This is a genomic window from Massilia sp. UMI-21 (assembly GCA_015277795.1).
Classification (GTDB): Bacteria; Pseudomonadota; Gammaproteobacteria; order Burkholderiales; family Burkholderiaceae_D; genus Telluria.
On sequence record CP063848.1, the window covers coordinates 4,525,226 to 4,549,840 of the forward strand.

Here is a 24,615-nt window from a genome sequence, read left to right on the forward strand (position 1 = left end):
ACTCCCGGCTGTCTGCTTGCCCACCAGCATACACCCGCTGCGAAAAACGCGGCTGACCGTAGCATGGGCAAGCGCCTACTCGCCGCGCGTCGGGTCGGCCAGCGGATGCTCGCGCTCGTCCTTGATTGCCAGCGCCAGCGCCCGGGTCTGGTCGTCCTCGCCCCAACGCTTCGTGAACACGGCCAGCCGGGCCAAGGCCGTGTCGTAGGTATGCGCACGCCGCAGCTTCTGGATGGCGGCGCTGGCGTCGCGCCAGGCCCTGGCGCGCTGCTCGGCGCGGGTGCAGTCGGCCGCCGCCTTGTTGAGCGACTGCTGCACCTGGCGCAGCTGCTCGGGCGTGGCGCGGGTGTCGCGCAGGGCGATCAGCTCGTCCTGCGCCTGCCTGGCCTTGCACTCGACGGCCAGCGCCACCGCGCGCTCCATGCGCCGCTCGATGCGGGTGCCCTCGGGGCGCACGATGATCCAGACCAGCCACAAGGCGGCCAGCGAGACGATCCACCAGCGCAGGCGGATCGGGGCGCGCTGCGCGCGCTGCGCCGGTGTCGGGCCGGGCGCGGCGCGGCCGACACCCGGCGGGGGCGGAATGCCACGACCGCGCTGCTGCTGGGGCTGCGGGGGCTGCGGGGGCTGCGGGGGCTGCTGGGCCTGGGGGCGCGCTCCCGGCATCGGACCGGCTGCGGGGCTTGCCGTCGGGGCCGGCGATGGGGCGGCAGTCGGGGCCGGCGTAGCGGACACCGGACGCGGCGGCTCCACCGGCGGCTTGGCCGGTACCGGCGCGATGCAGGCCGGACCGGCAGCAAGGCCGGCGGGCGCCGGCTGCCCCGCCTGCTGCGCCGTGCCGCACCATGGACAGAAATTTACCCGCCTCGGCATCAGGCGCCCGCAGTGCGGGCCGATGCAGCGGTAGACCACGTCGTCTTGCACCATGCCGTCCTTCATTCAGGATCCGGAATGCCGTCGCCGGATTCCGCCCCGGCGTCGTCCGGGTCGGGAATCGCATCGCCCAGCAGCGCCGCCAGTTCGGGCAGCGCCCCGATGCTGCTCCACTTGTCGAGCCTCGGGTTCCAGGCCATGTTCCAGGCGCGCGTCGCGGCGTCGATCTCGCCGCGCGCGGCCTGGGTGGCGATCTCGTCGATCGTAAACGGGCCGCGCTGGGCGCCCTGCACGAACAGCTTGTAGCGCGGCGTCAGCGGCGCAGCCGCGCCCACCGGCGCCTTGGCCAGCTCCACCGCCGCGCCACGCCGCTGGAGCACCGCCGCCGCCTGCTCGTCGCCGTGCAGGTACTGCGGCAGGATTACGCGCTTGTCCACCGGCCGCTCGACTTCCCAGCTGTAGGCGTCGCCGGCGGAATCCGGCACGGTCTCGGTCCACCCCTGGATGCCGCTCAGGGCGGCCTCGATCTGCTCGGGGGTCAGGGTCGGATCGAGCGCGGCGGCACGGCGGATCCATTGGTCGTACAGGCGCCGCGCGGTGATGTTGGGCAGCGACGGCGACGGCAGCTGGGCGCCGGTTTCATCGACCTCCAGGCGCGGTTCGTAGACCCGCAGCTGGTAGTAGCGCATCAGGGCCGCCAGCAGCAGGAGCTGGTGCGGGCCCACATTGGCCAGGCGGTGACGCACCGCCCCGATCACGCCGTCGCGGTAGTACGGCGGCAGGCCGTTGGAGCGAATCGCAAATTCGTTGCCGATTTGCAGCCACTCGCCCGAACCGGGTTCGACCTCGAACAGGTACTGGCCGCGCGGCTGGAAGCTGGCCTCGCGGTCGCCCAGGTCGGCCTTGCGGCGGATGACGCCCAGCGCGATCGCCTGCAAGAACCACTCGTAGTCGTCGGCCAGCCGGTTGAGTTCATCCATCGAAGGCGACAAGGGATGGCGAAAGCGCGTGGCGTCGAAGTGCAGGTGGGTCGGGATCTTCGGGTTCTCGATCTGGTACGAGGCGCGCCAGGTCGGCAGGCCGCGCAGCACCGTCATCGGGAAGCCCGACAGCTCGATATAGCAGACCGCCTTGCCGGAAATGCCGGTGTTGACGATCGACAGCAGCTCGCCGTGGAAGTAGCCGGTGGGTACCGCGGCGCGCAGCTCGGCTTCCATCTTGCGCCAGGCGCCGACGTCGCCGACGCCGATGAAGCACTTGAACTGGTCGGCAGCCGGCGTGAATTCGGCCGAGAAGCGCGCATTCACCCAGGGCATGGCACTGCGAATCCATTCGGCGAACACGCGCTGGCGCTCCGGCGGGGTCATGCTGGACAGGCGCTCCAGCAGCGGGTCGACCGGCTCGGGCTGCTCCAGTTCCTGGTTCGACAGCTGCAGCTGGGCGCGCCGGAACAGTTTCAGCAGCAGGTCGGCGCGCAGGCGCTCGTCGCCCAGCTGCGGGAACAGGCGCGCCGAGCCGCCGAACTCCAGCAGCACCTCCTCGCTCCAGGCGCTGACGTCGCCGCTGAGGCGGACCGGCGGCGGCAGGGTGTCGCCGGCGAGCTTGATGTAGGTGGCGTGTTCCTGGCGCGCGTCGGCGCGCAGCTGGCTGATGCGCTGGTCGGCGGCCATCAGCATGGCCTGGACCTGGCGCCGGCCCTCCTGGAACTCGCCGGCGATGCCGCTCCACTGCGCGTTGCCGTGCTCGTCGGTGCTTTGCGGCTCGCCCAGCCAGGCCGACATGTTGCGCATGACTTCGATCGACTGGCCGGCACTCACGGCCAGCAGGTGGAAACGCAGGTAATCGGCAATGTCGCGCTTGAGGTGGTTCATCACTTCGCGTGCCTGCGGCTCCTTGCCGAACATGCGGCCGGCGGCCTGGGACAGGTTGTTCAGCGACTCCTCGACCTGGCGCGTGCGCAGGGCGTCGCGAATGTCGCGGTAGCGCCGGCCGTTGCGCTCGGCGTTGGCGATGTCGCGCTGCGACAGGCGCGCCTTGACCTGCTCCAGCAGCGACAGCACGAATTCCAGGCCGCCCTGCTTGCGGTCGTCGAGCAGCGCATACAGGCGCTCGCGCACCCGGGTCTTGAGGCGCGCCGTCACCTCGGTGGTGTGGCGCTTGATCCGGTCTTCGCTGGTCTCGGCGGTGGCGCCGGCCTCGCGGATCGCGTCGCGCTCGAGCTGCGGCAGCAGCTCGGCGACCTTCTCGCGCCACTGCCCGATGTCGTAGGACGCCATGATGCGGTCGACCTCGAGCTGCACCTTGCTCTCGACGCGTTCGAGCAGCAGGCGGCCGTCCTTGTCGAGCAGGAGCGTGCCGGTGAGCGCGTATTCCGGGAAGGGCGTGGTGTCCACCGTCCCCTTGCGAAAGTCGGGAAAGGTGTCGAAGGGACGCTCGGCCATGTCCATGTGCTCGCGCATGAAGCTGTCGCGCTCGGCGTCTCCGGCGCGGCGCGCCATGGAACCGTCAGTGCCGACCAGCCCGAAGAAGGCCTTCACCATCAGGCCGGCCAGCTCGTAGGCGCGGATGTCGTCGCGCAGGCTCTGCTGGGTGTCGAGCACGGCCTGGCCGAAGGCGGAATACGCCTTCGAGTAGGACAGGCGCATGTCGCCGAAGCGCTGCTCGGGCACGCGCGGGTTGTAGGGCCCCAGCTTGTGCTGCTGCTGGTTGACCGCGACCGAGCGCTTGCGGTTGGCGAAATCGGCCGAGGCGAAATCTTCGAACAGGGTGTCGGCCACCATCTGGTACACGTCCTTGACGTCCAGCGTGGCCTTGTTGGCGAGGTTGGCGGTGTCGACGAAGTACACGTCGTCGAAAGGCGCGCCGCGACCGACCACGCTGTCCGGGTCCATCCAGTGGACCTGCGCGTTCATGTCGCGCATCGCCGTCTCGAGCTCCATCAGGGTGGCGTAGGCGTTGGCTTCGGTGCGTTCCTTGTTGGCCTTGGCGAAGCCCGAGGGCATCAAGAGCACCAGGTCGACCTGGCTGCTCGATACCTCCTGGCGCGCGATGGCCTGCGAGAGCCAGCCGAGGTCCAGCACGCTGCCGGCGCCGGTGCCGCCGGCGCAGGAAGCGATGACGACGATGCGGAACTTCGAGGTGTCGACCTGCAGGCCGAGGCGCTGATAGTTCTCCTTGCGTTCGATCCCGGCATTGCTGCTCAGGCTATTGAGCGCGCCCTTGATGCGTCCGCGCAGCTTGGGGTATTTGTCGTACAGGTAGAGCCGTGCCAGGGCGCGGATCTGGCCCGCCCCTTTCGACGGGTCGATGCCGAGCGAGCGCAGCTTCTTGGGACGCAGCGGCATCCAGCTTTCGATCAGCGGGAAGCGCGCCAGGCTGTCGTCGGACTCGTGGTACTGCGGCAGGTCGAGCGGCTCGACCAGGCGCTCTTCGTCGGTGAGCTTCACCAGTTCGTACCAGGGATCGGTCCGTTGCGACTTGCCCTCGTCGATCACGGCGTTGTTGTCCAGGTCGAAGTGCAGGAAGCGCGCCACCGGAAAGTCGGCGATCGACTCGACCCGGGTCGGATGGTGGCGGTTCCAGACCGCCGACAGGATGCGGCGGCGGATCCGCATCATCACTTCCATGCCGGTGCCGCCGGCGCCGATGAACAGGGTCGGCCGTAGATCGACCTTGAGCTCCGACTTGGCGTTCAGGGCTGCTGGGTTGGGGAAATCTGCCATATCGCTCTCTTGAATGCGCTCTACTGGTTGAATTACCGGCGCCCGATGAACAGGGCCGCGACCAGCGCCACCAGGCCTACCGCCACCAGCGGGCCGGTCACGGCGAAGGTCAGGAATTTGCTCGCGTTGATGATGGCCAGCACCGCGGCCGCCGACAGGAAGCTTAAGGCCACGAACAGCAGCCAGCCGGCACTGCCCGCCGACGAGGGCGCGACGCGCCGCACCACCAGGTGGTGCACGTAGGCGTTGCGCACGAAGAAGTACACCACCAGCAGGATGAGGAACACCGCCGCGCCGATCGCCAGGTCGCGCGTCGAGGTGTCGGTGGCCGGCGCCGGCGCCGTCGTGGCGCCGGGCACCACCTCGACCGGGCGGCCGGCGGTATCCGGCTGGGTGCGCGGCAGCGAATCCTGGGGCGAGGCCGATTCTTCCGGCAGCTTGAAGCCGGGATCGGCGGGTGACGGTGCGGATGGTGTCTGGGTGCCTTGCATGGATTTCCTTTCTTTTTTATTGTTAGCGGCCGAGGCGAACCTGCGCGCCTTCGCGCAGGTCCGTCAGCTGGTGGCCGAACAGCGTGGTCTTGAGGGTGGCGACCTGGGCGCCGGCCTTGTCGTAGACCGGTTGCGTCGTGCCGGGGCGGGCGCGCATGGTGCGCAGCTCGTCCTCGACGGTGAGCTGCGCCACCCGCGGCCGGCCATAGGCCCAGGCCAGGGCGCCCCCGGCGGCGAGCAAGGCCGCCGCCAGCCCGCCCAGGGCCGCCAGCGGCCCCATGCCGTAGTGCACCCGCACCTCGAGCGGCAGTACCGCGGTCGAGGCCTGGACCGACGCCGGGGGCGTGAAGATCTCGGGCAGCGGGTCGCCCGGGAACAGGGCGGCCATGCGCCGGCGGAAGTCCTGCGACAGTTCGAGCCGCTGGTCGGCCAGGTGCAGCTCGATCCGCCCCGGCAGCACATAGGCCGAACCGGCGGACTTGAGCGCCTGCATCGACCACTTGTCGGGCAACCGGGCCACCGGCAGCTGCATCGTCGAGCCGAGCGGCAGCGGCTTGCCCGGCGCCAGGTTCTCGATGCGGCTGCCGGCAAGTTCGATCTTGCGGTCCTCGCCGGCCAGCATCGAGCGCGCAGCGAGGGTGGCCGAGGTGATGGTGTACGGGTACGTCGCGTTTTCCAGGTTCCAGCGGATGCGCGCGCGCGGCGTGCGCGCATCCGGGTCGACGTCGGCGCGCAGGGCGCCGCCCGGCGCCTGCGAGAACGCCACCCCCGGCGCATCCTCGACCTGGACCGGCGCCAGGCGCACGGTGTCGCGGTCGAGCGGTTTCAGGCGCGCGGGCTGCTCGGTGATCACCGTGGCGATGCGGCCCGAGGCCAGCAGGCCGTCGAGCGCGCGGCTGCCCTCGCTGCCGATCGCGAAGGCGTAGATCATCAGGCCGTTCGCCCCGTAGTGCCGGCCCTGGACCGGCATGCGCAGCGGGAAGGCCACCACCTTGTCGATCGCCGCGCCGCGGTGGATCAGTGCGTAGAATTCGCGGTTGCGCAAGGCCGTTGCCTGGTCGTTGTTGGGGCTGTTGCGGTTGTTGGTCACCAGCCAGACGATGCCCGGCTTGCCGCCCAGCGCCGTGGAAATGGCCGCCCCCACCGCTTCGCCGAGGTCGGTGTCGGCCAAGGCGCCGCCGCCCGGCTTGCGCGCCGTCTCGAGCCCGGCCAGGGCGGCATCGACGCGGCCGCGCACGGACTTCTCGCCGGCCTTGAAGGAGGCCAGCGCCCTGGGCGACGGCGCGCCGGGCAGCGACTGGTTGAAGGCTGCCAGCACCAGCGCGTCGCCCGGCTGCACCACGGCGCCCGCCAGCGCGCCCACGAGCGGCTTGAACCGCGAGTTCGGGTCGCTGTAGAAAGGCTCCATCCAGCCCGAGTTCTGCACCAGGAACACATGCGGGATCGCCGATGCGCCGCCGGCGGCGGCCAGCAGCGCCAGGGCTGCGACCAGTTGCCGTAACAGTGCGCTCATGCCGGTTCTTCCAGGCGCCAGCCGCGCACCACATTCCAGTCGGGATGGTGCAGCCACAGGCAGCCGTCGTAGACAAAAGGCACGCATTCGAGCGGACGGGCCAGGCGCACCACTTCGTCGAGGATGACGTTGCGCCGGCCGATCCATTCGATGGTGGTGCGCGCGCTTATCTTCGACTCCAGCGCATCCTCGGCGCGGCCGGTGACCTTGTGCAGGCGCAGCACCAGCCCGCTCGGCTGGCTGCGGTTGTTGTTGAAGGCGCGCAGCAGCGGCAGCACCAGGGTCTCGTCCTGGTTCAGGTCTTCCACGTGCTCGCCGGACCAGGGTTCGTCCAGCACCGGATGGCCGCGCCGGAACAGGAAGTTGGCGAAGCCCAGGCGCGCGCCGTCGATCGGCGCCGCTTCCGGCCGCTCGCTGCCGAGCTCCAGGAAGGAATAACCCTGCCCGTCGTGGCCGATGTGCCACAGGCGGCCGTCGCGGCTTTGCGTCGGGCCGCCGAAGGCCAGGCGCGGCTGCCAGCCCGGCGGCCAGGGCGTGAACAGCGGCGGCTCGCCCGGGCGCCACGCGAGCTGGCCCTGCTCGTGCAGCCAGAACAGCCGGCCGTCGTAACCGAACGGGCGCGACCAGCCGGCCAGCGGCAGGTCGGGACAGGCGAATTCCTCCACCGCGCCGGTATCCGCGCGCGTGCTCCACAGGCGCACAGTCCCTTCGGGCGCGATCAGGCAGGCGATGTGACGGCGCATCGCGCCGGGCGCGGCCACCAGCGGCGCCTCCAGCACCGGTTCGAGGCGGAAGCTCTCGTTGACGGGGTTGATCCACAGGCGTTGCAGGCCGCCGGCCGTGGGCACGATGGCGACCTCGCCGCGGCGCGGTTCCTGTACCGGCAGCCAGGCATAGCGCGATGCCGTGAAGGCCAGGCTGGCGGCGCCATCGTCCGGCGTCATCACGTGCCACAGGCCGGCCATCGGGTCCCAGTACTGCAGCACGCCGCGGGTGTGCGCCAGCGCCAGCAGGCGCTGTTCGGGAAAGCCGTAGTGGGCGGCGGCGAACACGCAGTAGGCGTTGGGCGGCGCCGGCATGGTCAGGTCGCAGCGGCCGGGATGCGGCGCGGCGGGACGCTCCTCGAGGCTGTCGCCGAGCGGCAGCGAGGTGACCGGCAGCCCATGCGGCACATGGCGCGGCAACATGGCATCGCCGTCAGGCCCCCACCAGCCGGGCTGGCGCGAGGGCGTGCCCGGAAGGCGCTGCAAGGGTCGACCGCAGTTCGGGCAGTAGGCGAAGCCTTCGGGATAGATCGGGGCGCAGTCGCAGCCGGTGGGCAAGGACGCGCCGAGCAGGCGCGCAATGTCGCGCAGGCGCGCGGGCAGCCCCCCGGGCGCATGGGCCTGCCAGTCGATGCGGCCCAGCCCTTCGCTGGCCAGCAGTGCGAACTGCCCGCTTCGTTCGTCCTCCTGCCAGACACTGGCAGGCGTTTCCCATCTGTATGCCATTCGTCGCCTTGTGCCGAAGTTATTGACCCAAATCTAGCCTGTCGAGGTCGTCGCTGCTCCTCTTGCTGTTGCTCAAATCATAGCGCCGGCCACTGCCGCGCGGCGCGCCGTACAGCGGGTAGCGTGTCTTGACACCTGAAGGATCAATAGATGAGACAAAAACGGGCTGATGCGGGGAACTTCCGGCCAACGTACGTATAATGGCGCCGATTTGTCATCCATTTCCACTCAACATGCATACTTCGGATTCGCCCCTTGTCCTCCAGGACGACCTCCCTTCGCACGCCGTCGACGCAGCCAGCGCGCACCTGCGCGCCATCCTGGCGGTCGCCCTCGAACACGGACCGGATCACCGGGCGCTGGTTGTCTACGACGAGCGCACTGCGCTGTCGCGGGCACTGACCGAGGGCTACCGCCGCAACCTCCCGGATGCGACGTTCATCGATGTCGACAGCGCCACGCCCGAGGCCTTGCTGGCGGCCTTCCGGGCGATGGCGGCCAGGGACCTGGTGGTGCTGGTGCAGTCCACCAACTTCCGCCTCGACGGCTTCCGGATCCGGGTCGAGCTGTTCAAGCTCGGACTGAAAGTGATCGAGCACGTGCACCTGTCGCGCATGCCGGGCGTGCAGTCCGAGCACTACATCGAGGCGCTGGCCTACGACCCGGCCTATTTCCGCGGCACCGGGCGCGCACTCAAGGCCCGCATCGACGCCGCGCCGCATGGGCGCGTGGTCGGCGGCGGCGAGACCCTGCATGTCGATTCGCCCTTCGAGCCGGCCAAGCTGAACGTGGGCGACTACAGCGAGATGCACAACGTGGGCGGCCAGTTCCCGATCGGCGAGGTATTCACCGAAGCGCTCGACCTGGAAGCGGTGCACGGCCGGGTGCAGGTGCACGTCTTCGGCGACACCAATTACCGTTCGAACCGCCCCGACGTCCCGGTGACCCTGATCATCGAACGCGGACGCGTAGTGGGCACCGAGAACGCGACCCCGGCCTTCCAGGAGGTGCTGGACAAGATCACCCTGGACGAAGGCGAGGTCTGGGTGCGCGAACTGGGCTTCGGCCTGAACCGCGCCTTCACGCGCGAGCGCCGGGTGGACGACATCGGCACCTACGAGCGCATGTGCGGCATCCACCTGTCGCTGGGAGCCAAGCACGGGGTCTACCCGAAGCCGGGCTTCAAGCGCAAGGACGCGCGCTACCACATCGACGTGTTCGCGGTGACCGATGCGGTGTACCTGGGCGAGGAGCGTGTCTTCGCAAACGGCCAGTGGATGTGCGAGGGCTGAGCGGCGGCGCCGCTCCTCCCTGTTTCTCGGAGTTGGCATCTTCGCTCGCCTGGAGGCTCGGTCGTATCCGGAAGAGGGATAATGGACGCTACAATCCATTCTTTGCCCTAAGCTCACCATGCTGACACCAGAACAACGCGCGCAGTACCAGCGCGACGGCTTCCTCGTCCTCCCCGGTTTCAAGCCCCTCGACGAGATCGCCGCGCTGCGGCGGCGGGCCGAGGAGATCGTCGACGCTTTCGATCCTGCGCAATCACGCGCCATCTTCACCACCAAGGACCAGGAGCGCGCCAGCGACGCCTGGTTCCTCGGCTCGGACAACACGGTGCGCTGCTTCTTCGAGGAAGAGGCGTTTGGCCCGGACGGCCGGCTGCGCCAGGCCAAGGCCCTGTCGATCAACAAGATCGGCCATGCCATGCACGACCTCGATCCGGTGTTCGACGCTTTCACGCGCGACCCGAAACTGGCCGCCGTAGCGCGCGACCTGGGCCTGGCGCAGCCGCAGGCCTGGCAATCGATGTACATCTTCAAGCAGCCGGGCATCGGCGGCGAAGTGCGCTGGCACCAGGACGCCACCTTCTTCGACAGCGACCCGATCACCGTCACCACCTTCTGGTTCGCGCTGGAAGATGCGACCATCGACAACGGCTGCCTGTGGGCCGAGCCGGGCGGCCACCGCGGCCCCTTGCGCGAACGCTTCCTGCGCGACGGCGACACCATCACCATGGAGAAGCTGGATGCCATGCCGTGGCCGGATGACAGTACCGCCGTGCCGCTGGAAGCCAAAGCCGGCACCCTGGTCTGCTTCCACGGCCTGCTGCCCCACTACAGCGCGCCGAACCGCTCGCCGGTGTCGCGCCATGCGTTCACGCTGCACGCCACCGACGGCCGCGCCGCCTACTCGCCGCGCAATTGGATCCAGCGCAGCGCGGACTTCCCGGTCCGCGGCTTCGACTGAATCGATCAGGTCTTACATCACCCTCACCCAGCCGCCTTTGTAGAGAATCGGCCCGGTCGGCCCTTCCGCACTGGGCGAGCCGCCGGCCGGCTCCAGGCTGACCGCCAGCAGCGCCACGTCGGCGCCCAGTGCCTGGCGCGTCAGCGGCAAGGACAGCCGGCGGCCGCCTTCCAGCAGGCCGAGCGAACGCGGCCTGCCCTGTTCCGGCACCGCCCACAATTGCAGGACCTTGCCCGGCGCGAGCGGCTGCGCCTCGACCAGGCGCACGTCCAGGCGTTCGCGATCGCGGTCGGCCAGCACCAGCAGTGCGGTACGGGACTGCTCGTCGGTCAGGGTCGCGATGTCGCTGACGACCGGCTCGCGGCGATCCTGCATGACCGCCACCAGCAGCAGCGCGGCCAGCATGCTGGACGTCACGCCCAGGGTGCGCCAGTAGCCGAGCGAACCGTGGCGCCAGAACTGCCAGGCCGGCGCCTTCGGACGTAGTCCAAGGCGCCGCTCGATCGCGCGCCAGACCTGCATGGGCGGCGTGCGTGCGGGGACGAATTCGGCCATGGCGCCAAGCCGCTCGTTCCATTCGGCGACCGTGCGGCGCAGCGCGGCGTCGTCGTGCATGTAGCCCTCGAAGCGGCGGCGCGCGTGACCGCGCAGCGTGCCCAGCACGTAAGCGCCCGCGAGCCGCTCGCGCAGGATGTCCTTGCCGCGCAGTTTCATGCCGCCCTCCCGCCGTCGCTCAGGCAGGCCTGCAAGCGCGCCAGGCTGCGCCGGATCCAGGTTTTCACGGTGCCCACCGGCAGCGCCAGTTTCCGCGCCACGTCGCTGTGCGACAGGTCGTGAAAAAAGGCCAGTCCGACCACCGTGCGGTGCTTTTCCTCGAGCGCGGACATGCAGACCGCCAGCGCCTTTGCTTCGCTGCTCAGTTCGAGCGCATCGGCAGGATTCGTGGCCGGATCCTGCAGGCTGGCCAGCACCCTGTCGTCGAAGTCTTCGCCGCCGGTCTCGACCTCCAGCCGCAGGCGTCGCAACAGGTCGAAGGACTTGTTGCGGACGATGGTCGTCATCCAGGTCATGGGCGCCGACAGGCTGGCCTGGTAGTCACTCGCGTGATTCCATATCGAAACAAAACTTTCCTGCAGCACCTCTTCAGCCAGCTCGCGCCGGCGCAGGATGCGCAGCGCCAGGCCGTACAGCCGGGGCGAACTGGCTTCGTACAGCTCCCGGAAAGCGAGCGCGTCTTTCTGCGCGGCGCCACGTAACCACGTATTCAGTTGTAATGGATTTAGCGAATTTGAGGGCTGGACCACGGAATACCTTCGCGAGTTCGGATTTTTTTGACAGCTTTGCCAAGAGAGCTAGCAACTTAGCATGTTTCCACCGGGGCAATGCAAGAAAAATAAGTTGAATCCGATCGGGCGCGGCTTGCGTATATGACCAGGCAGCCGTGCAAAAGCAAGTTGATGTCGCGGCAAGTTCGCATAGCCCCTAGAGGGGACCACAACATTCAAGAGGAGATCATCATGCAATCTGGTAAGCACCACCCCTGGGCCCTCGCCCTCCTGTCGGGCGCCGCGCTGGCCGCGCTGGCCCTGCCCGCCGCTGCCTCGAGTCATCGCGAAGCTCCGTTCCTGACCAATGCGCCGAAGGTCGACGGCACCGACTTCTACATGTTCCGCAGCTACGCCCCGGGACGCGAAGGCTACGTGACCATGATTGCCAACTTCATCCCCTTCCAGGATCCGCAGGGCGGCCCGAACTTCTACCAGTTCGATAACAACGCCTTGTACGAGATCCACGTCGACAACAACGGCGATGCCAAGGAAGACATCAGCTTCCAGTTCCGTTTCAAGAACACGTCGAAGCGCACCGCCCTCACCGTGGGCGGCAAGCAGGTGCTGATCCCGCTGATCAACTCGAACACCATCAGCGGCGTCAATCCGGCCTCGCTCAACGTGCGCGAAACCTACACCATCGACATGGTCAAGGGCGACCGCCGCAGCGGCACCCGCACCCGCCTGGCCGGCACCGGTGGCGCCAGCGAATTCGACAAGCCGGTCGACAACATCGGCGAGAAGACCTTCAGCGGCGCCGGCGGCTACGAAGCCTACGCCAACCAGCACATCTACGATGTCAACATCCCCGGTTGCGGCACCGGCCGCGTCTTCGTCGGGCAGCGCAAGGAACCGTTCTACATCGCGGTCGGCAAGACCTTCGACCTGATCAACCTGAACCCGCTCGGCGCCGAGGTCAACGGCAACAAGAACGACCTCGAGAACAAGAACGTCAGCGCGATCGCGCTCGAAGTGCCGATCGCCTGCGTGGCCGGCGCCGGTGAACCGGTCATCGGCGCCTACGCCACCGCCAGCATGCGCCAGGGTCGCCTGATCAACCCGACCCCGGGCAGCGGCCTGAACAACGCCGTCAAGGAAGGCGGCGCCTGGGCCCAGGTCTCGCGCCTGGGCATGCCGCTGGTGAACGAAGTCATCATCGGCATGGACGACAAGGACCGCTTCAACGCCTCGAAACCGAAGGATGACGGCCAGTTCCTCACCTACGTCACCAACCCGGTGCTGCCGGCCCTGATCGAGACCCTGTTCCCGTCCGCCAAGGCGCCGACCAACTTCCCGCGCAACGACCTGGTCACCGCCTTCCTGAAAGGCCTGCCGGGCGTGAACCAGCCGAAGAACGTGGTGGCTTCCGAAATGCTGCGCCTGAACACCAGCATCGCGCCAACCGCGCTGGCGGCGCAGAATCCGCTGGGCGTGGCGGCAGGCGACAACGCCGGCTTCCCGAACGGCCGCCGTCCGGCCGACGACGTCACCGACATCGCGCTGCGCGTGTCGATGGGTGCCCTGTGCGTGCTGACCGGCGCCAACGATGCACTCGGCGTGGGCTGCAAGCCATCCGATGCGCCGGCCGGCGGCCTGGCCCTGACCGACGGCGTGCGCAAGACCGCGGCATCGTTCAAGCCGGCCTTCCCCTACCTGAACGCCCCGCTGCCGGGCAACCAGTAAGAGGAGAACGCCATGACTTCCACGATCCACCGCATGCGCAACGGCGCGCTGCTGGTGTCGCTGGCCCTGCTGCTCGGGGCCTGCGGCGGCAGCAACGAACGCGAACACGTGAGTACGCCACCTCCGCCGACCGGCACCAATCCGCCGCCGCCGGCAGCCGATTCGTTCTTCTCGCTGGTCGCCGCGCGCGTGGCCTCGCTGCTCGACAACGAGGAGCCGGGTTCCATCGACGGCATCACGCCGACCACGCCCGAAGACACGGAGCCGCAACCGCTGCCGTCGAGCTGACGTGAGCCGAAGACGACGGGGTGCGCCAGGCGTGGCCCCGTCGTCCCTACAGCAAGGATGACGTGAAGATGACGAAGATCACCCCCGTGCTGCTGGCGGTGCTGCTCAGCTGCAGCGCCGCCGCGGCGCCTTACATCCCGTCCAGCGGCAGCCAGGTACTGGAACGCCTGCCTGCGCGCTTCGACCCGGTGCAGCGTGAACTGGCGCAGCTGCGCGCCGCGCTGGCCGCCAATCCACGCGACCTGGCGCGCGCATCCGCGCTCGCACGGCGCTGCATCGAGCTGGCGCGCCGCGACGGCGATCCGCGCTACCTCGGCTATGCCCAGGCCGCGCTTGCGCCCTGGTGGAAGCTGCCGCGCGAACGCGCCCCGGCCGAGGTGCTGGTGCTGCGCGCCACCCTGGCCCAGAGCACCCATGCGTTCGGCGAGGCGCTGGCCGACCTCGACGAAGTGGTGCGGCGCGACCCGGGCAACGCCCAGGCCTGGCTGACCCGCGCCACCATCCTGCTGGTGACCGGCGACTATGCCGGCTCCCGCAGCAGCTGCGCGCGCCTGTTCGGACGCGCGCCGGACCTGGTGCTGCAAACCTGCCTGGCCGCGGTCGGCAGCGTCAGCGGCCAGGCCCGACCCAGTTACGACAGGCTGGCGCACACCCTCGCCGCCCGCGCCGATGCGCCGGCGCCGCTGCGCGCCTGGTCGGGCACGCTGCTGGCCGAGATGGCCGAGCGGCTCGGCGAGTACGCCGCGGCCGAGACCCATTTCCGCGCGGCCCTGCGGGCCGACCCGCAGGACAGCTACCTGCTGGCGGCCTACGCCGACTTCCTGCTCGAACGCGGCCGCGCCCGCGAAGTATTGCCGCTGGTGAAAGACCGTACCCAGGCCGATGCCCTGCTGCTGCGCCATGCGCTCGCCCTGTCCGCCCTCGACGCGGACGAGGCCGCGGGCCAGAGCGCCGCATTGCGCGCACGCTTCGAAGCGGCGCGGCGCCGCGGCGATACCGTGCACCGGCGCGAGGAGGCGCGTTTTGCGCTGGCGCTGGCCCGCGATCCGGCCGAGGCGGTGCGCCTGGCCAAGCTCAATTGGGCGGTGCAGAAGGAACCGGCCGACCTGCGCATCCTGGCGCGCGCCGCCGCCGCCAGCGGCGACGCCGATGCCGCGCGCCTGGTGCGCGACTGGCTGGGCCGGAGCAAACTGGAAGACCGCAGTCTCGAAGCCGTCGCGCCGCGCCGCGGAGCCGCCACGTGATGCGCGGCCTGCTTGCCTCCCTGCTGGCCGTGGCGGCGCTGCTGTGGGTGCCCGCCGCCCACGCCCACAAGGCCAGCGACAGCTACCTGAACCTGGCTGTCGACGGCGCACGCATCGACGGCCGCTGGGACATCGCCCTGCGCGACCTGGAGCTGGCCGTCGGCCTGGATGCCGATGGCGATGGCGCCCTCACCTGGGACGAGGTGCGCGCCCGCCATGGGGCAATCGCTGCCTATGCACTCACCCACCTGAAGCTGTCCGCGGAGGGCAAGGCCTGTCCGCTGGAGGTCACCGGGCAACTGGTCGACAGCCATACCGACGGCGCCTACACGGTGCTGATGCTGCGCGGCGCCTGCCCGGCGCCGGTGCAAACCCTGACGGTCGGCTACACGCTGCTGGCCGAACTCGACCCGCAGCACCGCGGCCTGCTCGCCCTGCGCCACGGCGAAGCCACCGCCAGCGCCATCCTCGGCCCGGACAACGCGCAGCCGCAACTGCGCCTGGCCGAACCCTCGGGCGGGCGCCAGTTCCTGGAGTATGCCCGCCAGGGCGTCTGGCACATCTGGATCGGCATCGACCATATCCTGTTCCTGCTGTCGCTGCTGCTGCCGGCCGTGCTGCTCTACCGCGACCGCCAGTGGGTGGGGCGCGAAGGCTTTCGCAGTGCGGGAATGGATGTGCTGCGGGTCGTCACCGCGTTCACGCTGGCGCATTCGCTGACCCTGACCCTGGCCGCGCTCGGGGTGCTGGCCCTGCCCTCGCGCCTGGTCGAATCGGCCATCGCGGCCTCGGTGATCGTCGCGGCATTGAACAACCTGCGCCCGCTGTACCAGCGCGGACGCGTACTGTTCGCCTTCGGTTTCGGCCTGTTGCACGGTTTCGGTTTCGCCAGCGTGTTGGCTGACCTCGGCCTGCCCCAGGATGCACTGTTGCTGTCGCTGGTGGGCTTCAATGTGGGCGTCGAGCTCGGCCAGTTGGCGATCGTCGCGCTGTTCCTGCCGCTCGCCTGGGTCTTGCGCAAGGGCCTGTTCTACCGGCGTGTCGTGATGCTGGGTGGGTCGGTCGCGATTGCCCTGGTGGCCGCCGTCTGGCTGCTGGAACGTGCCCTGGACCTGCAGCTGCCGGCCTGGAACGCGGTGTTCGCATGAGGCGCGGCGCAGGGCTTGCGCCGCGCGTACATATGCATCATGTATCAGCTTTTTTACAAATCCCCTGAGCAACTGATAATAGGTAAAGCTAGAATACTTTTTCCTATATTAATTAAAATCCCAGGGGATATATGATACGTCTGCCCATCGGACTAGCCGCGCTGTGCCTCAGTGCCACCGTTTTCGCCGCTCCTCCCTTCGACGACAAGTTTCGCCAGCTCGACGAGCTGCTGCCGACGCCGACGTCCGTGCGCGCCGCGTCCGGCGCGCCGGGCCACGCTTACTGGCAGCAGCGCGCCGACTACACGATGCGCGCCACGCTCGACGAGAACAAGCGTTCGCTCACCGGTTCCGGCACCATCACGTATCACAACAATTCCCCTGACACGCTGAAGTACCTCTGGCTGCAGCTGGACGAGAACATCTACAAGCCGGATTCGGCCGCCCGCAAGACCGCCACCCTGCCCTCGCGCGAGGCCTGGCAAACGCGCGGCTCCGACGGCGTGAAGTTCGACGCCCTGCGCAATGTGCTCGAGGGGAACAGCTTCGACGGCGGCTTCAATGTGCGCAACGTGCGCGACAGCGGCGGCCGTCCGCTGAAGTACATCATCAACGGCACCATGATGCGCATCGACCTGCCGCAGCCGCTCAAGCCGGGCGCGCGCGTGTCGTTCGGTCTCGACTGGCACTACAACATCAACGAACAGAAGGTGCTCGGCGGCCGTTCGGGCTACGAGAAGTTCGACGACAAGAACGACCTGTTCGAGATCGCCCTGTGGTTCCCGCGCATGGCGGCCTATTACGACGTCTACGGCTGGCAGCACAAGCAATTCCTGGGCGCCGGCGAGTTCACTCTGGAATTCGGCGACTACGACGTGCGGATCACCGTCCCGGCCGACCACATCGTGGCCTCCACCGGCGAACTGCAGAACCCGGGCGACGTGCTCACCGGCGCCCAGCGCGAGCGCCTGCGCCAGGCCCGTACCGCCAAGAAGCCGGTCCTGATCGTGACCCAGGCCGAGGCCGAAGCCGCCGAGAAGGGGCGCGCCACCGGCACCAAGACCTGGCATTTCAAGGCCAAGAACGTGCGCGATTTCGCCTTTGCCTCGAGCCGCAAGTTCATCTGGGATGCGCAGGGCATCAAGTCGGGCGACAACGACGTGCTGGCGATGTCCTACTATCCGAAGGAAGGCAACCCGCTGTGGGAGCGCTACTCGACCCACGCGATCATCCATACCATCGAGCAGTACAGCAAATACTCGTTCGACTACCCCTACCCGACCGCCATTTCGGTGAACGGCCCGGTGGGCGGCATGGAATACCCGATGATCTCGTTCAACGGCCCGCGTCCGGTCAAGGACAAGAAGACCGGCGAACTCACCTGGTCGAAGCGCACCAAGTACGGCCTGATCGGCGTGATCATCCACGAAGTGGGCCACAACTACTTCCCGATGATCGTCAACTCGGACGAGCGCCAGTGGACCTGGATGGACGAGGGCATCAACTCCTTCGTGCAGTCGCTGGCCCAGGAAGCCTGGGAAGAAGACTGGGATGAGATGCGCGGCCACCCGCGTTCGATCGTCCCCTACATGCGCACCCAGAACCAGGTGCCGATCATGACGAACTCGGAGTCGCTCCTGCAGTTCGGTAACAATGCCTACGCCAAGCCGGCCGCCGCCCTGAACGTGCTGCGCGAGACCGTCCTGGGCCGCGAACTGTTCGACTTCGCCTTCAAGGAATACGCCGAGCGCTGGAAGTTCAAGCGCCCGACCCCTTCCGACTTCTTCCGCACCATGGAAGATGCGTCGGGTACGGACCTCGACTGGTTCTGGCGCGGCTGGTTCTACACCACCGACGCGGTGGACATCAGCGTGGACGGCATCACCGAGTACACGGTCAGCACCAAGGATCCGGAAATCGAAAAGGCCTGGGCGCGCGCCCGCAAGCAGGAAGAGCCGATCTCGGTCACCGACCAGCGCAACAAGGGCATGGAGCGCCGCGTCGACCGCTTCCCCGAGCTGAAGGACTTCTACAACCAGAACGACGACTTCACCGTCACCAACAAGGACCGCAACAAGTTCAACGAGACGGTCGCCGGCCTGGAAGACTGGGAAAAGGCCCTGCTCAAGGAAGGCAAGCACCTGTACCTGGTGGACTTTTCGAACAAGGGCGGCCTGGTGACTCCGCTGATCGTCGAGATCACGACCAAGAGCGGCAAGAAATACATCGAGCGCATCCCGGCCGAAGTATGGCGCTACTCGCCGAAGAAGGTCACCAAGCTGTTCATCACGGACGAAGAGATCGTCGGCCTGACCCAGGACCCGTACTGGGAAACCGCCGACATCGACGTGAGCAACAACGCGTGGCCGGCCAAGCCGACCCCGTCGCGCCTGGAACTGTTCAAGTCCGAGCGTGAGCCGTCCAACAACCTGATGCGCGACTTTAATACCAAGCTGAAGGCCCCGGGCCAGAAAGACGACGCAGCGAAGGCCGAGTAAACCTGGCTTGCGCTGGAATGCGGCGCGGGCCTGGCCCGCGCCGAACGCTTTCACGACCGGCAGGGCTGCGCGCCCTGCCGTTTGTTTATTGATGAAGATTTTCGTTAAAAGAACCGCATGAAGATGAAGTCCCTGCAGGCGAGCCTCGCCGCCCTGTTCCTCGCAAGCGCAACGCTGGGCGCCGCGGCCTCACCGGTTGCCGCGCCGGCCTTCGACGACAAGTTCCGCCAGCTCGACGAGTTGCTGCCGACCGCCACCGAGACCCGCACCGCCTCCGGCGCCCCGGGCCACCGCTACTGGCAGCAGCGCGCCGACTACCGCCTGCGCGCCACCCTCGACGAGGACAAGCGCGTCATCAGCGGTTCCGGCACCGTCACCTACACCAACAATTCGCCGGACACCCTGTCCTACCTGTGGGTGCAGCTCGACCAGAACATGTTCCGCGCCGATTCGGACAACCGCCGCATCGCCAGCCTGCCCTCGCGCCAGGCCTGGCAGGCGCGCGGCAGCGACGGCGTCAAGTTCGACACCCTGAAGGCCACGCTCGAACAGCGGCGCTTCGAAGGCGGCATCCAGGTCACCAGCGTGCAGGGCGCCGACGGCCGCGCCTTGCGCCACACGGTCAACAAGACCATGATGCGGATCGACCTGCCGCAGCCGCTCAAGCCGGGCGCGCGCGTCTCCTTCAACCTGGCCTGGACCTTCAACATCCCCGAGGCGAACGTCGTCGGACGCCGCACCGGCTTCGAGAAATTCGACGACGGCAACGACATCTACCTGTCTGCCCAGTGGTTCCCGCGCATGGCGGCCTACTACGACGTGAAGGGCTGGCAGCACAAGCAGTACATGGGCGACGGCGAATTCACGCTGGAATTCGGCGACTACGACGTGCAGCTGACCGTCCCGGCCGACCATGTGGTGGCGTCCACCGGCGAACTGCAGAACGCCGACGCGGTGCTCACCGGCGTCCAGCGCGAGCGCCTGCGCCAGGCACGGTCTGCGAACAAGCCGGTCCTCATCGTCACCCAGGCGGAAGCCGAAGCAGCTGAAAAACTGCGCTCGGCTGCCAAGAACAAGGCCACCAAGACCTGGCACTTCAAGGCGCGCGACGTGCGCGACTTCGCCTTTGCCTCGAGCCGCAAGTTCATCTGGGACGCCCAGGGCATCAAGAGCGGCGACAAGGACGTGCTGGCGATGTCCTACTATCCGAAGGAAGGCAATCCGCTGTGGGAGCGCTATTCGACGGCCGCCGTGATCCACACCATCGAGCAGTACAACAAGTATTCCTTCGACTATCCCTACCCGATCGCGATCTCGGTGAACGGCTCGATCGGCGGCATGGAGTACCCGATGATCTCGTTCAATGCCGGGCGCCCGGCGAAGGACAAGAAGACCGGCGAACTCACTTATGCAAAGAGCACCAAGTATGGCCTGATCAGCGTGATCATCCATGAAGTCGGCCACAATTACTTCCCGATGATCGTCAACTCGGACGAGCGCCAGTGGACCTGGATGGACGAGGGCATGAACAGCTTCCTGCAGTTCCTGGCCGAGGAAGCCTGGGAAGAGAACTATCCATCGCGCCGCGGCGAAGCGCGCAACATCGTCGACTACATGCGCAGCACCAACCAGGTGCCGGTCATGACCAATGCCGAGTCAACCGTCCAGCGCGGCAACAACGCCTATGCCAAGCCGGCCACCGCGTTCAACATCCTGCGCGAGACCGTCCTGGGCCGCGAACTGTTCGACTTCGCCTTCAAGGAATACGCCGAGCGCTGGAAGTTCAAGCGCCCGACCCCGGCCGACTTCTTCCGCACCATGGAAGACGCTTCCGGCACCGATCTCGACTGGTTCTGGCGCGGCTGGTTCTACACCACCGATGCGGTGGACGTGAGCGTGGACGGCGTTACCGAATACACCGTCAGCAGCAAGGACCCGGAAGTCGAGAAGGCCTGGGCGCGCGCCCGCAAGCAGGAGGAGCCGATCTCGCTCACCGACCAGCGCAACAAGGGCATGCAGCGCCGCGTCGACCGTTTCCCGGAACTGCGCGACTTCTACAACGAGCACGACGAGTTCACCGTCACCAACAAGGACCGCAACAAGTTCAACGAGACTGTGGCCGGCCTGGAAGACTGGGAAAAGGCCCTGCTCAAGGAAGGCAAGCACCTGTACCTGGTGGACTTTTCCAACAAGGGCGGCCTGGTGACCCCGCTGATCGTGGAAATCACGACCAGGAGCGGCAAGAAAACCATCGAGCGCATCCCGGCCGAAGTATGGCGCTACTCGCCCAGGAAGATCACCAAGCTGTTCATCACGGACGAAGAGATCGTCGGCCTGACCCAGGACCCGTACTGGGAAACCGCCGACATCGACGTGAGCAACAACGCCTGGCCGGCCAAGCCGACCCCGTCGCGGCTGGAACTGTTCAAGTCCGCGCGTGAACCGGCCAACAACCTGATGCGCGACTTCAATACCAAGCTGGCGCCGCCGAAGGCGCCCAAAGCCGCTGAAAATGCGGCTGAAAATGCCGCCAAGGAAGCCGAGTAACGATGATGCTCCACCTGAAGCCCTCTTTCAAGGCGCTGTTCGCCGCCGCCCTGCTCAGCCTGAGCATGGCGGCGGATGCGCACCGCTTCCACATGGGGATCACCGAGGTCGCGTACAACCCGCGCACCAAGAGCACGGAGATCGTCCATACCTACATGGCGCACGACATCGAGGCGCTCCTGATGAACACCTACGGACGCCAGTTCGACCTGACCGATCCGGAAGACCAGGCGGTCCTGCGGCAATACGTCGAGGGCCGCTTCTGGCTCAAGGGGCAGGACGGGGCGCGCCTGCCGGTGCGCTGGGTCGGCATGACGGCCGACTCGCAAAGCGTCACCATCTACCAGGAGCTGGAGAACGCGCCACTGTCGAAGACCGCCGCCATCCACCAGGCCATGCTGGTGGACTTCCTGCCCGAGCAGGTCAACACCGTCAACCTGAACGACGCGGGCAAGATCCGCTCCCTCACCTTCACCCAGGCCGCCGTCGCGCTGCCGACACAGGAGAATCGACCCTGATGCCCATTCCTTCCGCTCGCACCCGGCTCGCCTTTGCCATTGCCGCACTATTCGTCCATCTGCCTGCCGCCGCCGACGACTTCGTCCTGCAGCGCGTGCTGGTGGAGGGCTCGCGTATCAGCCAGATCGGCATGACCGATTCGGCCAGCTCGGGCAGCGTGGGCGCCAAGGAGCTGGCGCAGCGCACCGTATATCGTCCCGGCGAGCTGCTGGAAGCGACGCCCGGCCTGATCGCCAGCCAGCACAGCGGCGAAGGCAAGGCCAACCAGTTCTACCTGCGCGGTTTCAACCTGGACCACGGCACCGACCTCGCCACCTGGGTCGACGGCATGCCGGTCAACCAGCGCAGCCATGCGCACGGCCAGGGCTGGACCGACCTGAATTTCCTGATCCCGGAGATCGTCACCCGCCTCGACTACCGCAAGGGCCCGTATTCGGCCACGGAAGGCGATTTTTCCTCGGCCGGCAAGACGACCATCGCCTATGCCAACCGCCTGGTGGCGCCACTGGCGTCGGTCACGCTCGGCGAGGACAACTATGGGCGCACGGTGCTCGCCGGCTCGCCCGCGCTGGCCGGCGGCCACCTGCTGTACGCGCTCGAGCTGCTGAAGAACGACGGCCCGTGGACCCGCCCGGACGGCTACCGCAAGATCAATGCGGTGCTGCGCTACAGCCGTGGCTACGCCAACAATGGCTGGACCGTCAGCGCCATGCACTACCGCGGCCACTGGAACGCCACCGACCAGATCCCGTCGCGCGCGCTGGCCAGCGGCCGGCTGGGGCGCTTCGACGCCATCGACCTGAGCGACGGCGGCGAGGCCGAGCGCACCAGCATCTCGGGCAGCTGGCGCCGCACGCTGGACAACCAGGCCACCGGCCTGAGCGCCTACGTGATCCGCAACCGCCTCGATTTGTATTCGAATTTCACCTACTTCCTGAACGATCCGGTCAACGGCGACCAGTTCGCCCAGCCGGACCGCCGCGTGACGGCGGGCCTGGACGGCAGCCATACCTGGCACCTGTTCCGCAGCAGCGACAGCAGCGACAAGGGCATGGCCTCCGACATGACCGTCGGCTTCCAGGTCCAGAACGACAACATCTTCAACGGTCTGTACGACACCCGCGCGCGGCGGCGCCTGGCGACCACGCGCGAGGACCACATCGTCGAGAGCAGCGCCGCCATCTACCTGGAGAACCCGACCAGGTGGAGCGAGTCGCTGCGCACCGTGGTCGGGGTGCGCGCCAATGCCTACCGCTTCCGCGTCGATGGCGACCGCCCGGAGAATGCCGGCCGCGCCAGCGATTCCCTGCTGACGCCCTCGCTGAGCATCGCCTATGGGCCCTGGCAGCACACCGAGCTGTACTTCAATGTCGGCCACGGCTTCCACAGCAACGACGCGCGCGGCACGGTGGCGACGGTCGACCCGAAGACGCTCGATCCGGTGGACCGCACGCCGGGTCTGGTGCGTTCGCGCGGCATCGAGCTGGGCCTGCGCACGGTGGCGATCCCGAAGACGGAAACCACGCTGGCGGTGTACCGCCTGGACTTCGATTCCGAACTGAGCTACATCGGCGATGCCGGCAATACCGAAGCGGGCGACCCGAGCCGCCGCTACGGCATCGAACTATCCAACAGTGTGCGCGCCAACAAGTGGCTGAGCCTGAACTTCGACGCGGCCTACGCACGGGCGCGCTCGCGCGGCGGCAATCCGGACGACCGCATCCCCGGCGCGGTCGAAGGCGTGGCCCAGCTCGGCCTGACGGTGGACCGTCTAGGGGCGTGGTCGGGTGCGCTGCGCCTGCGCTACTTCGGCCCGCGTCCGCTGATCGAGGACGACAGCGTGCGCTCGCGCGCCAGCATGACGCTCAACGGGCGCATCGGCTACCGTATCGGCAAGGACATGCGCATCGAACTGGAAGGCTTCAACCTGGGCAACCGGCGCGATTCGGCGATCGATTACTACTATGCGTCGCGCCTGGCGAACGAAACGGAAGCCGTCGACGACATCCATTTCCATCCGATCGAGCCGCGCTCCTTCCGCCTCAGCTTCACGAAGACCTGGTAGGAATTGCCCATAGTCATGAAGCGAGGGTGGAAAAATGCTACGCTAGCCGGATGACACCACCTGAACTTCCCTACACCGCGCCGTCGCAGCTGACGCAAGCCCTGAGTAGCGAGGGCTATGCCCTGCTGCGTCCCGACGATGTCGCCCGCCTCGCCGGCTGCACGCTGGACCAGCTGCAGTCGCTGGTGCCGAGCTGGGACCGGCTCGAACGCGACGACTACCTGAAGGACGGCGGCCGCTACCGCCGGCGCCGCCATTCCTGCTTCGTCGACGAGAGCGACGACGACGGTCACGCCCTGGTGCAGGTGCCGCACCGCGCACACTGGCAGCCGGTCGAGTACAACGCCCTGCACGGCGGCATGCACCGCCTGTTTGCGCCGATCGAGAGCGAGACGATCGCCAATCCCGCCTGGAGCCGCCTGCTGCGCGCGCTCGGCGAGGTCTGTTCCGGGGTGCGCGGGCGCCGCACCTGGTATGTGGAAGCACACCAGTTCCGTATCGATACCGCCGACGGCATCGGCCGCCCGACCCCGGAAGGCGCGCACCGTGACGGCGTCGATTTCGTCGCCGTGATCCTGATCGACCGCAGCGGCATCAAGGGCGGCGAAACCCGGGTGTTCGACGCCGACGGGCCGGCGGGCAAGCGTTTCACGATGCTCGAACCCTGGACCCTGCTGCTGCTCGACGACGCCGCCGTCATCCACGAATCCACGCCGATCCAGCCGCTGGACGACCACGGGCACCGCGACACGCTGGTGCTGACCTGGCGTGCGGGTTCGTTCCAGGGCGCCGAGATCGCATAAAAAAACGCCCGCGGACCTTGCGGCAAGCGGGCGATAATCCAATTTTCGGAGAAAACTGGAGGAGACGCTTCCAATATAGCGCGATTTATTGTGCACTGCAATACCGTAGAAATACGTAGCGCACTCGTCCAGGGAACATTTGAAGCGACGGTC

The 24,615-nt window shown here is 67.7% G+C and carries 18 protein-coding genes; 11 read left to right on the top strand and 7 right to left on the bottom strand.

Translation table 11 applies throughout. The annotated features are described in order from the left end of the window. Positions 1-75: 75 nt before the first annotated feature. Genes IM543_19945 through IM543_19965 form a run of 5 tightly spaced genes read right to left on the bottom strand, consistent with a single transcriptional unit; the run spans position 76 to position 8,089 of the window. Entirely contained in the window at positions 76-939 is an 864-nt protein-coding gene (locus IM543_19945) for a hypothetical protein (protein ID QOY93784.1), read from the bottom strand. Further along, complete coding sequence (locus IM543_19950) at positions 936-4,595, bottom strand: DUF4339 domain-containing protein (GenBank protein QOY93785.1); 3,660 nt, start codon at positions 4,593-4,595, stop codon at positions 936-938. Before IM543_19950 ends, IM543_19945 begins: the two co-directional genes overlap by 4 nt. 32 nt (positions 4,596-4,627) lie before the next feature. Next, on the bottom strand, positions 4,628-5,086 hold the full coding sequence (locus IM543_19955) for a hypothetical protein (GenBank protein ID QOY93786.1): 459 nt from the start codon (positions 5,084-5,086) through the stop codon (positions 4,628-4,630). Positions 5,087-5,108: 22 nt separating this feature from the next. Continuing rightward, positions 5,109-6,599 carry a hypothetical protein gene (locus IM543_19960; protein QOY93787.1) on the bottom strand — a complete coding sequence of 497 codons (1,491 nt, stop codon included), beginning with the start codon at positions 6,597-6,599 and terminating at the stop codon, positions 5,109-5,111. Continuing rightward, positions 6,596-8,089 (bottom strand): hypothetical protein, encoded by a 1,494-nt coding sequence (locus tag IM543_19965; protein ID QOY93788.1) that lies wholly within the window; start codon positions 8,087-8,089, stop codon positions 6,596-6,598. Before IM543_19965 ends, IM543_19960 begins: the two co-directional genes overlap by 4 nt. Positions 8,090-8,322: 233 nt before the next feature. Between IM543_19965 and IM543_19970 the strand changes: the two genes are divergently transcribed. Together IM543_19970 and IM543_19975 are read left to right on the top strand one after the other, a co-directional pair. Next, positions 8,323-9,381, top strand: coding sequence for a hypothetical protein (locus tag IM543_19970; protein QOY93789.1), 1,059 nt, complete (start codon positions 8,323-8,325; stop codon positions 9,379-9,381). Between the two features lie 118 nt (positions 9,382-9,499). Continuing rightward, positions 9,500-10,339, top strand: a complete 840-nt coding sequence (locus IM543_19975; protein QOY93790.1) for a phytanoyl-CoA dioxygenase family protein — start codon at positions 9,500-9,502, stop codon at positions 10,337-10,339. A gap of 12 nt (positions 10,340-10,351) precedes the next feature. Here the strand turns inward: IM543_19975 and IM543_19980 are convergent, their stop codons facing one another. Both IM543_19980 and IM543_19985 read right to left on the bottom strand, forming a co-directional pair. Continuing rightward, positions 10,352-11,053: an anti-sigma factor gene (locus IM543_19980; protein ID QOY93791.1), complete on the bottom strand. Its 702-nt coding sequence runs from the start codon at positions 11,051-11,053 to the stop codon at positions 10,352-10,354. After that, a complete protein-coding gene (locus IM543_19985) occupies positions 11,050-11,643 on the bottom strand; it encodes a sigma-70 family RNA polymerase sigma factor (protein QOY93792.1) in 594 nt (197 codons plus the stop codon). Before IM543_19985 ends, IM543_19980 begins: the two co-directional genes overlap by 4 nt. A 213-nt stretch (positions 11,644-11,856) precedes the next feature. Here IM543_19985 and IM543_19990 point away from each other — a divergent pair, with 213 nt between their 5' ends. The 9 genes from IM543_19990 to IM543_20030 all read left to right on the top strand — a co-directional run bounded on the left by IM543_19990 (position 11,857) and on the right by IM543_20030 (position 24,462). After that, positions 11,857-13,350 carry a DUF4331 domain-containing protein gene (locus tag IM543_19990; GenBank protein ID QOY93793.1) on the top strand — a complete coding sequence of 498 codons (1,494 nt, stop codon included), beginning with the start codon at positions 11,857-11,859 and terminating at the stop codon, positions 13,348-13,350. 12 nt (positions 13,351-13,362) lie between these two features. Further along, positions 13,363-13,638 carry a hypothetical protein gene (locus IM543_19995; GenBank protein QOY93794.1) on the top strand — a complete coding sequence of 92 codons (276 nt, stop codon included), beginning with the start codon at positions 13,363-13,365 and terminating at the stop codon, positions 13,636-13,638. Between the two features lie 68 nt (positions 13,639-13,706). Further along, entirely contained in the window at positions 13,707-14,882 is a 1,176-nt protein-coding gene (locus IM543_20000; protein QOY93795.1) for a hypothetical protein, read from the top strand. After that, on the top strand, positions 14,882-16,030 hold the full coding sequence (locus IM543_20005; protein ID QOY93796.1) for a HupE/UreJ family protein: 1,149 nt from the start codon (positions 14,882-14,884) through the stop codon (positions 16,028-16,030). Before IM543_20000 ends, IM543_20005 begins: the two co-directional genes overlap by 1 nt. A gap of 131 nt (positions 16,031-16,161) precedes the next feature. Further along, positions 16,162-18,528 carry a M1 family metallopeptidase gene (locus IM543_20010; protein ID QOY93797.1) on the top strand — a complete coding sequence of 789 codons (2,367 nt, stop codon included), beginning with the start codon at positions 16,162-16,164 and terminating at the stop codon, positions 18,526-18,528. 117 nt (positions 18,529-18,645) lie between these two features. Beyond that, positions 18,646-21,075: a M1 family metallopeptidase gene (locus tag IM543_20015; GenBank protein ID QOY93798.1), complete on the top strand. Its 2,430-nt coding sequence runs from the start codon at positions 18,646-18,648 to the stop codon at positions 21,073-21,075. Positions 21,076-21,140: 65 nt separating this feature from the next. After that, complete coding sequence (locus IM543_20020) at positions 21,141-21,593, top strand: hypothetical protein (GenBank protein ID QOY96775.1); 453 nt, start codon at positions 21,141-21,143, stop codon at positions 21,591-21,593. After that, entirely contained in the window at positions 21,593-23,659 is a 2,067-nt protein-coding gene (locus IM543_20025) for a TonB-dependent receptor (GenBank protein QOY93799.1), read from the top strand. The genes IM543_20020 and IM543_20025 overlap by 1 nt, the downstream gene beginning before the upstream one ends. A 50-nt stretch (positions 23,660-23,709) precedes the next feature. Continuing rightward, a complete protein-coding gene (locus IM543_20030; GenBank protein ID QOY93800.1) occupies positions 23,710-24,462 on the top strand; it encodes a 2OG-Fe dioxygenase family protein in 753 nt (250 codons plus the stop codon). Positions 24,463-24,615 lie beyond the last annotated feature (153 nt).

Bases quoted from the DNA above. Each gene is read 5' to 3' on its own strand.
- IM543_19945 (QOY93784.1), bottom strand. From the start codon at position 939: ATGAAGGACGGCATGGTGCAAGACGACGTGGTCTACCGCTGCATCGGC.
- IM543_19950 (QOY93785.1), bottom strand. From the start codon at position 4,595: ATGGCAGATTTCCCCAACCCAGCAGCCCTGAACGCCAAGTCGGAGCTC.
- IM543_19955 (QOY93786.1), bottom strand. From the start codon at position 5,086: ATGCAAGGCACCCAGACACCATCCGCACCGTCACCCGCCGATCCCGGC.
- IM543_19960 (QOY93787.1), bottom strand. From the start codon at position 6,599: ATGAGCGCACTGTTACGGCAACTGGTCGCAGCCCTGGCGCTGCTGGCC.
- IM543_19965 (QOY93788.1), bottom strand. From the start codon at position 8,089: ATGGCATACAGATGGGAAACGCCTGCCAGTGTCTGGCAGGAGGACGAA.
- IM543_19970 (QOY93789.1), top strand. From the start codon at position 8,323: ATGCATACTTCGGATTCGCCCCTTGTCCTCCAGGACGACCTCCCTTCG.
- IM543_19975 (QOY93790.1), top strand. From the start codon at position 9,500: ATGCTGACACCAGAACAACGCGCGCAGTACCAGCGCGACGGCTTCCTC.
- IM543_19980 (QOY93791.1), bottom strand. From the start codon at position 11,053: ATGAAACTGCGCGGCAAGGACATCCTGCGCGAGCGGCTCGCGGGCGCT.
- IM543_19990 (QOY93793.1), top strand. From the start codon at position 11,857: ATGCAATCTGGTAAGCACCACCCCTGGGCCCTCGCCCTCCTGTCGGGC.
- IM543_19995 (QOY93794.1), top strand. From the start codon at position 13,363: ATGACTTCCACGATCCACCGCATGCGCAACGGCGCGCTGCTGGTGTCG.
- IM543_20000 (QOY93795.1), top strand. From the start codon at position 13,707: ATGACGAAGATCACCCCCGTGCTGCTGGCGGTGCTGCTCAGCTGCAGC.
- IM543_20005 (QOY93796.1), top strand. From the start codon at position 14,882: ATGCGCGGCCTGCTTGCCTCCCTGCTGGCCGTGGCGGCGCTGCTGTGG.
- IM543_20010 (QOY93797.1), top strand. From the start codon at position 16,162: ATGATACGTCTGCCCATCGGACTAGCCGCGCTGTGCCTCAGTGCCACC.
- IM543_20015 (QOY93798.1), top strand. From the start codon at position 18,646: ATGAAGATGAAGTCCCTGCAGGCGAGCCTCGCCGCCCTGTTCCTCGCA.
- IM543_20020 (QOY96775.1), top strand. From the start codon at position 21,141: ATGGCGGCGGATGCGCACCGCTTCCACATGGGGATCACCGAGGTCGCG.
- IM543_20025 (QOY93799.1), top strand. From the start codon at position 21,593: ATGCCCATTCCTTCCGCTCGCACCCGGCTCGCCTTTGCCATTGCCGCA.
- IM543_20030 (QOY93800.1), top strand. From the start codon at position 23,710: ATGACACCACCTGAACTTCCCTACACCGCGCCGTCGCAGCTGACGCAA.